The sequence below is a fragment of the Acidobacteriota bacterium genome, assembly GCA_035471785.1.
GTDB lineage: Bacteria > Acidobacteriota > UBA6911 > RPQK01 > DATIPO01 > JANQFM01.
Window position 1 is genome coordinate 1 of the sequence record DATIPQ010000056.1, and the last position, 7,722, is coordinate 7,722.

General features: G+C 61.3%; 6 protein-coding genes. 5 read left to right on the forward strand and 1 reads right to left on the reverse strand.

Annotation, left to right across the window (positions count from 1 at the left end):
* Positions 1 to 168: 168 nt before the first annotated feature.
* From VLU25_08250 to VLU25_08270, 5 genes are all read left to right on the forward strand, one after another.
* Positions 169 to 1,131 (forward strand): IS1 family transposase, encoded by a 963-nt coding sequence (locus VLU25_08250; GenBank protein HSR67920.1) that lies wholly within the window; start codon positions 169 to 171, stop codon positions 1,129 to 1,131.
* Positions 1,132 to 1,186: 55 nt separating this feature from the next.
* A complete protein-coding gene (locus VLU25_08255; protein ID HSR67921.1) occupies positions 1,187 to 1,726 on the forward strand; it encodes a hypothetical protein in 540 nt (179 codons plus the stop codon).
* Positions 1,727 to 1,829: 103 nt separating this feature from the next.
* Entirely contained in the window at positions 1,830 to 3,764 is a 1,935-nt protein-coding gene (locus tag VLU25_08260) for a hypothetical protein (GenBank protein HSR67922.1), read from the forward strand.
* A gap of 364 nt (positions 3,765 to 4,128) precedes the next feature.
* Positions 4,129 to 5,490, forward strand: coding sequence for a citrate synthase (locus tag VLU25_08265; protein HSR67923.1), 1,362 nt, complete (start codon positions 4,129 to 4,131; stop codon positions 5,488 to 5,490).
* 14 nt (positions 5,491 to 5,504) lie between these two features.
* Positions 5,505 to 6,962: an NAD-dependent malic enzyme gene (locus tag VLU25_08270; protein HSR67924.1), complete on the forward strand. Its 1,458-nt coding sequence runs from the start codon at positions 5,505 to 5,507 to the stop codon at positions 6,960 to 6,962.
* A gap of 27 nt (positions 6,963 to 6,989) precedes the next feature.
* Here VLU25_08270 and VLU25_08275 read toward each other — a convergent pair.
* On the reverse strand, positions 6,990 to 7,722 hold a 733-nt coding region (locus tag VLU25_08275), incomplete at its 5' end, for a hypothetical protein (protein HSR67925.1).

Consider the following 7,722-nt stretch of genomic DNA (forward strand, 5'->3'; position numbering starts at 1 on the left):
GCCAAATCGTGTCAGACCGCTCTGGTATTATCCACCCGTGAAGTAAGGAAACCGAAAACAAAAGGCCCGCCGAGTGCTAGTAACACCCGACGGGCCGAATCCAGCGCGATCGCTCACGCCAGTTATCCAACACTCATTGTGAGCCATCGCGCACCACGAGGTCAAGCGATGACTCACCCCGACTGCCCCCACTGCGATTCCGGCGACACCCGCAAGTACGGTCGCCGCTACGACGGCGGCCAGCGCTACCAGTGCAAGACCTGCAAGCGGACCTGGAGCGAGTCCAAGCCCCTTCACCCCGTCCTGGGACGCCTGGACCGGACCAAGGCCCTGTTAGCCATCAACTGCCTGCTGGAGGGCTGCTCCGTCCGCTCTGCGGCCCGTCTCACCGGCATCACGAAAAAGAGCATCCTGGCCCTGCTCAACCGCGCAGCCAGCCGATGCCGCACCGTGATGGAGGAGAAGATGCGCGACTTGGACTTGGCGCAGATCCAGGTCGATGAGCTGTGGACGTTCATTCAGAAGAAACAGAAGCGCCTGCGCCCCGGCGATCCCCATGAGCGCGGGGACTGCTATACCTTCGTCGCCATCGACCCCGAATCGAAAATCATCCCCACGTTTGCGCTGGGCAAGCGCGATGAGCGCACCGCCTTCCGCTTCATCAGCAACCTAGCCGACACGCTGGGCCGCAAGACCAAGCCCCAGCTATCCTCCGATGCCTTTCGCGCCTATCCTGAAGCCGTGGAGGCCGTTTTCGGTGCCGACATCGACTACGGCCAGGTGATTAAGCTGTTCCACGCCAAGGCCGGGAACAAGCGCGAAGGGTATTGGCCATCCGGCCTTGTGGCCACAACACGGAGATTAGTAACGGGGCGACCCGACAAGCAATTCATTTCGACCAGCATCATCGAGCGCAGCAACCTGACGTTCCGAATGGCGATGCGCCGATTCACCCGGCTTACCAACGGGTTCTCGAAGAACTTCGCCAACTTGAGAGACGCTGTGAGCCTGCACGTTGCCGCCTACAACTTCACTAGGGTGCATCAGACCTTGGGCGTCACGCCCGCGATGGAGGCGGGGATTGTGGACTCGCTGTGGGGTGTGGAGGAGTTGTTGGGGGTGGACGCCTGATCCACAGGCATCAATTTGAGAGTGAGACACGGTTTCGACTAGACTACGATAAATCATGCCCGAAAACCTTTCCAAGAAGAAGATTGAGGCCGAGATTGCCTTCATTGAACTGCAGAGGAGCGAAATCCGTCGGCGCCTGTTGCTTGACTACTTCAAGGCCTTGGCATTGACTGGTGGGGCTGTCATCGCCTTCGTTCTTATCCAACGCCCCATTGCCGAGATCCAAGCCAGACAAGCCGAGGAGTCGATGCTAAACAATCGCGCAAAGCTCATTCTCGATTGGGTAGGGGACAGCGATGCCGAAAGCAGACAACGTAAGCTAGTGGCCTTGGAGACAGTTTACGGGAGACAGCAATGGACCGAAGACCTTCAACGGCTTGATAGCATCCGAAAGTACGCGGATGAACTCAATTTCTTACGCAAGGAGATAGACCGGCTTGAACTCGAGATGTCACGTGAAGCTATGGGAACTGGCCCTGGCGGCCGTCCAGGCCGGGGACCAGTATATGCATACTTGGAAAGGCTGAAGTCTGAGTACGAACTCACCGCCTCTCGCCTCGCCCGCCTCTCTCAAGATCCATCAACAGCCAAGTAACCCAGTACCTTGGGGTGGTGCCTGTCCGAGGTGAGGACAGAGAAAGGCGGTGGCTTGTAGGAGGACTCTCGGGGAGGCGATACTGTGCGGAAGGAGAAAAGAGATGAGCGTGTTCGATTACCCTCGCATCAACGTCCAGGGGACCATCCGCTTGAACCCCGGCACCGCCAACAACGATGACTATGCCGGAGCGGTCACGTTTCCGGAAGACTGGGGGGCCTTCGCCGGCGAGACGCTGGCTTTGATCGACTCGAAGAGGGTCGAGGCGCGCACTTACGGCATGTCGGACGAAAACTTCATTGCCTGGGCCCAGAAGGCCCAGCCGTTCAAGGGATCGCCGCCGCAGGTCATCCCCGCCGAGTGGAACTACTACGGCGACATGTCTTCTCAGGACGTCGAAATCACGGTGGTCGGCGTCCAGACAGGGCCTTGCGACATTCATAGCGAAGCCGCCGCAGACGTCCCCCTGACGGATTGCCTGGGTGCCCAACTGACTTTCTACGGCAGCATTACAGACATCAACTCGGAAGGATCGCCTCCCGCCACGCAGTTTTTCATCGAGCAGATGACGTTGCAGAAGGGCGGCTCGACCTTGATCAGCGGCAAGCTCTCCAAGGGCGTCGGCCAATGGCTGAACTTCTACCGCAACGTCAATCTGGTGGCGGACGCCGGGGCCGGCTCCTACGTCTACCAGGCCTTCCCGGACGCCGAGGTGCAGATGCCCGGATGGGAGAGCCTGAACGCCAGGGGCGTCATCTTCCGCTATTATCTCTACCGGCCCCTGCTGGAGAACCCCGAGGGAGGCAGCAATGCCGGCATCGAGAAGATCTACCAGAATCCCGACCCCAAGGACCGCACCAATCCCAAGATTCTGCAACTCGTGGGCACGTTTGCGCCGCTTCTCGGGCAGGAGAAAATCGTGGCAGCGCCCACCGGCCGCCTGCTGGCCTCCGACACCGTCAACCTGCCCACGCCCAAGGCTTACAGCAACAACGGCAGCAACGGCTGGATCGCCCTGGCGCCGGGGGTGGTACATCGCAACGGAGACATTCTGTCGGCCGACTTTTCCGGCACCTTTCCCGACAACTACCAGGAGAAGGACAATACCAATCCCAAGTACGACTTCGGGCCGGTTTCCCTGGTGGTCGTCTCCGGCTCGAAGAGCGCCGAGGTGGGGGCGGTGAACTACGCCGACACGGCCAAGGGCGATCAGAGGGGCTGGCTGTTCGATTTCGACATCTCCTCCAACCCGGACGCGCAGCAGTTGCTGAAGGATCCTCAGGCGGCTCTGTCTCTGACGCATCCCCTCTACGGCGAGCTTCTGGCAGAGGTGGACTACTACTTCGTTTCAAACCAGCAGGCTGTCTATGCAGAGCAATTCGGTTCCGCTAGCTCCTTTTTGAACAATGGGACCCAGGAGCCCGCCACCGTCTCGGTCTTTCGCCGCGGACAGGAGCTTACAGCCGACTCCTGCCCGCCCATCACCGTTTGGCAATACCGCTCCGTGCCCATGCAGGCGCCGGGCGACGCCGAGCCCATATCGACCAGCTTCGAGCCCGGGCAGGCCCTGACCGTGGATACCGCTGAGCCGGGCAACTTCCTTTTCACCTTCACCATCAACGACAGCACCGACCCGCCTCCGCAGGGGTATCCTCCCAAGAGCTACGCGAACTTCATGAATCCTCCCTACGTCACCAATGCGCCCCAGATCAGCTTGCGCATCTTGCCCAACGACATGAGCAGCTTCAGCCGATATTTCGTGGATCCTTCGGCCGATGAGCCTGTCGGTAACGAGCGGCTGACCTTCGAGGTGGTTTACGAGAAAGTCCTGCGGACCTACTACCTGCTCTATCCGGCCATGAACCTGGTCTTCCCGCTCAACTCGGAGAAAGCAGTCGCCCAGAACGCCCAGGCCATCCTCGAGCGCACCGACCCGTCGATCTGGATGTCCGTCAACTACATGCCCCGGACCCGCGACCTTTCGTCCAGCCGGCGGACCCTTCTGCAGGCCTGGTGCCGGAAAATCTTGAAGGGTTGAATGGGTCTTGCCTTCGAAACCCCAAACAGCGGACCAGAAACAGCTACGGCACTGGGGCATTTCACCACCGGGTGGGTATTCTGCACGGATCTTGTTCGGGCCTTCGGGAATGGGGGGGGCTTGTGCGGGCGCTTTTGGGGAACCCCACGGATTGTGGCGGTTTGGCCTGGGTAATGCATGAGAACTGGCGGGAACGAGAGGTTTAGGCGCAATGCGCCGCTACCCCGTATCGATGGATCGACACCGCTTGGCCAAGCTTGGGCGAGCGGCTCGCAAGCAGCGCTGAAACCGTTCCCGGGCCCCACCTTGGACCCTTCGACATCACCGTCGGGGACGCGGCCACGCCTCAACGGAGGGAATTACAATGTCACAACTTGTCAAAGAAGCGGACGCCAAAACGGCGACGCCTTCCGCTGCCGGAACCGACACCCTCAGCATTGTCGACAACCGCACCGGAAAAGAATACGAAGTGCCGATCCGCTATGGGACCTATCCCGAATACGGCGCTTCCATCAACTGCTTGGACCTGCGCCAGATCAAGGCATCCGACGATGATTTCGGACTGCTGGCCTACGACCCCGGATACACCAACACGGCGTCGTGCAAGAGCAGCATCACCTTCGTGGACGGAGAAAAGGGCATCCTGCGCTACCGCGGATACCCGATCGAGCAGCTAGCGGAAAAGAGCTCCTACCTCGAAACGGCCTACCTGATCCTCTACGGCGAGCTGCCCACCCGCAGCCAGTTGGAGGAGTGGGTCGAGGGCATCACCTACCACACCATGATCCACGAGAACATCAAGAAGTTCATGGACGGCTTCCACTACGACGCTCATCCCATGGGAATGCTGGTGGGTACCGTCGGCGCCCTTTCCACCTTCTACCCGGAGGCCAAGGACATCCACGACCCCGAGACCCGCAAGAAGCAAATCCAAAGGCTGATCGCCAAGATGCCCACGCTGGCCGCTTTCGCCTACCGCCATAGCCGCGGACTGCCCTACGTCTATCCGGACAACGACCTGTCTTATGCAGGCAACTTCCTGAGCATGATGTACAAGGCCACCGAGCTCAAGTACGAGCCGGACGACGTGCTGTCGAGGGCTTTGGACGTGCTATTCATCCTCCATGCCGATCACGAGCAGAACTGCAGCACCAGTTCCATGCGGGCGGTGGGAAGCTCACATTCCGACCCCTACTCGGCAACCGCCGCCGGCGCGGCCGCACTTTACGGTCCTCTGCACGGAGGCGCCAACGAAGCCGTCCTGCGCATGCTGCACAAGATCGGCAGGGCCGAGAACGTGGCCGCTTTCGTGGAGGAGGTCAAAGCGGGCAAGGCCGGCCGCCTGATGGGATTCGGGCACCGCGTCTACAAGAACTACGATCCGCGCGCCAAGGTCATCAAGGAACTGGCCCACGAGGTCTTCTCGGTGACGGGTGTCAATCCCCTGCTCGAAATCGCGCTGGAATTGGAGAAAGTGGCCCTCGAGGACGAATACTTCCTCTCCCGCAAGCTCTATCCCAACGTCGACTTCTATTCGGGGATCATCTACCAGGCCATGGGATTTCCGGTGGACATGTTTCCGGTCCTCTTCGCCATCCCCCGCACTTCGGGCTGGCTGGCCCAGTGGCAGGAGATGCTCTCGGACAAGGACCAGAGAATCGCCCGGCCCCGCCAGGTCTATACGGGGGCCGACGAACGCCGCTATCGACCTTTGGAGCAGCGCTGAGGACTCAAACCGTGATGAGCGAAGAGCTTCCGTCCGCAACCGTCGCTGCTCCCAGTCCGCAGTATTCCATCACCGTTAGGCTGGAGTGCCCTCATTCGCCGGGCTGGATTGCCCGCATATCGGGCGTGGTCGCCCAGCAGGGAGGGTCTATCGAGGCCATCGACCTGGTTCACATTCACAAGCAGAGGAGCCTGCGCGACTACACCATTGAATGCGGCTCGGCCGAACAAGAAGAGCAGATGATCGAAGCCCTCAAACGAATCGAGGGGATCACGGTCCACTCCGTTTCGGACGACACATTTCTGCTTCACTTGGGGGGCAAGCTGGAGGTTACGTCCCGGGTCCAGCTCAACACCCGCGCCGACCTGTCGATGGCTTACACTCCGGGGGTGGCGCGGGTCTGCACCAGCATAAACAAGGACCCGCGCACTTCCTTCAACCTGACCATACGCAAGAACTGCATCGCCGTCGTCTCGGACGGCAGCGCCGTGCTGGGCCTGGGAAATATCGGGCCCGAGGCGGCCATGCCGGTGATGGAGGGCAAAGCCATCCTCTTCAAGGAGTTCGGGGGAGTCGACGCCTTTCCTCTCTGCATCGACACTCAGGAGACCGAGGAGATCATCCGCTTCTGCCAGCTCATCGCCCCCACCTTCGGGGGGATCAATCTGGAGGACATCTCCGCCCCCCGCTGCTTTGAAATCGAGCAGAGGCTGACCGAGGAACTGGAAATCCCGGTCTTCCACGACGATCAGCACGGAACGGCCGTGGTGGTGTTGGCCGCGCTGATCAACACCCTCAAGCTGACCGGCCGCAAGGCCGGGAGCCTCAAGCTGGTGATCAGCGGGGCCGGCGCCTCAGCCTACCAATGCTGCCGTACTCTGGCCGAGTTCGGTGTCGAGAACATCGTGGTCTGCGACTCGCGGGGCGCCATCCACCAGGGCCGGGAATTCGGCGACAACCCCGCCAAGACCTGGCTGGCCCGCAACACCAATCCCCAACGGCTGACGGGAAGCCTGCAGGAGGCTCTGGCGGGAGCCGACATGTTCCTGGGACTGTCGGCGCCCGGCCTGCTCAAGCGCGAGGACGTGCTGAGGATGAATCCCGACCCCATCATCTTCGCCATGGCCAACCCCACCCCTGAGATCATGCCCGAAGAGGTGGAAGGGGCGGCGGCGGTCATCGCCACCGGACGCAGCGACTACGTCAATCAGATCAACAACGTGCTGGCCTTCCCCGGCATCTTCCGAGGCGCCTTGGACGCCCGCGCCTCCAGGATCAACCAGGAAATGAAGCAGGCCGCCGCCCTGGCCATCGCCGGGGTCATCACCGACGAGGAGCTTTCGCGCGACTACATCATCCCCAGCGCCTTCAACCGCAAGGTCTACAAGCAGGTCGCCGCCGCCGTGGCCAAAGCCGCCCACCGAAGCGGCGTAGCCCACCGAATGCCTAAAGGCATCAACCTGCGGGCCTGAGGGCCTGGCGGGGGCTTGGCCGGAAAACTAACGCGGCACGACGGGGATCACCGTCAGGCGGTCTTTAGTGGACAGCAGGGCAATGGCGGCTGTGCGAGCCGAGGCTGTAGCCACCAGAACGCCTTCGAAGTCCGAAAGGCCGATGCCGTTTGACCATCCGAACTCATCGAGAAAGCGCGCAACGTGGCCGCGGGCCACGATCTCCAATCGGGCTTGGCTCACCTCCAGGCCGTCCTTGTCGAAAAGCTGCAAGTCAAGAGCGGCCGATGCGTCTTCGAGGTTCATGATCGCTATGCCCGTGCGCACTTCAGAGTCGGCCTTCTGCTCCACGGAAGTCGAGAAGCCGTTTTCCAGAGCGGCGCTGGCCGATACGCCCGTGTAGCCGGTCCGGTCGCTGCCGTAGATGACGACGCCTGACAGGGGACCGTCAGAGGCAAGGGATACCGAGCCCACCTGAAGCTCTCCCCCCGCATCGGAACGCAGCTCCCTGCGGCCCAGGGCCGGGACCTCGACCGACGTCTCGCCTCCCACGACCCTGCCGTTGATCTTGGTCTTGAGGGGCTTTCCGTCGTCGTCGCGCAGCCGCAGAGTCCCCTTGAAATCCTCTTCCCCGGGATTGATCAGCACGATCCGGGTGGTGAATCCCGACCCGGTTGCGAACTGCGGGAAGTAGAACTTGTAGACCTCCGGTTCGGGCACCAAATCGACGTTGAACTCAAGTCCGCCGACGACCTCGCCGCTCTTGTCGTCGAACTGCAGC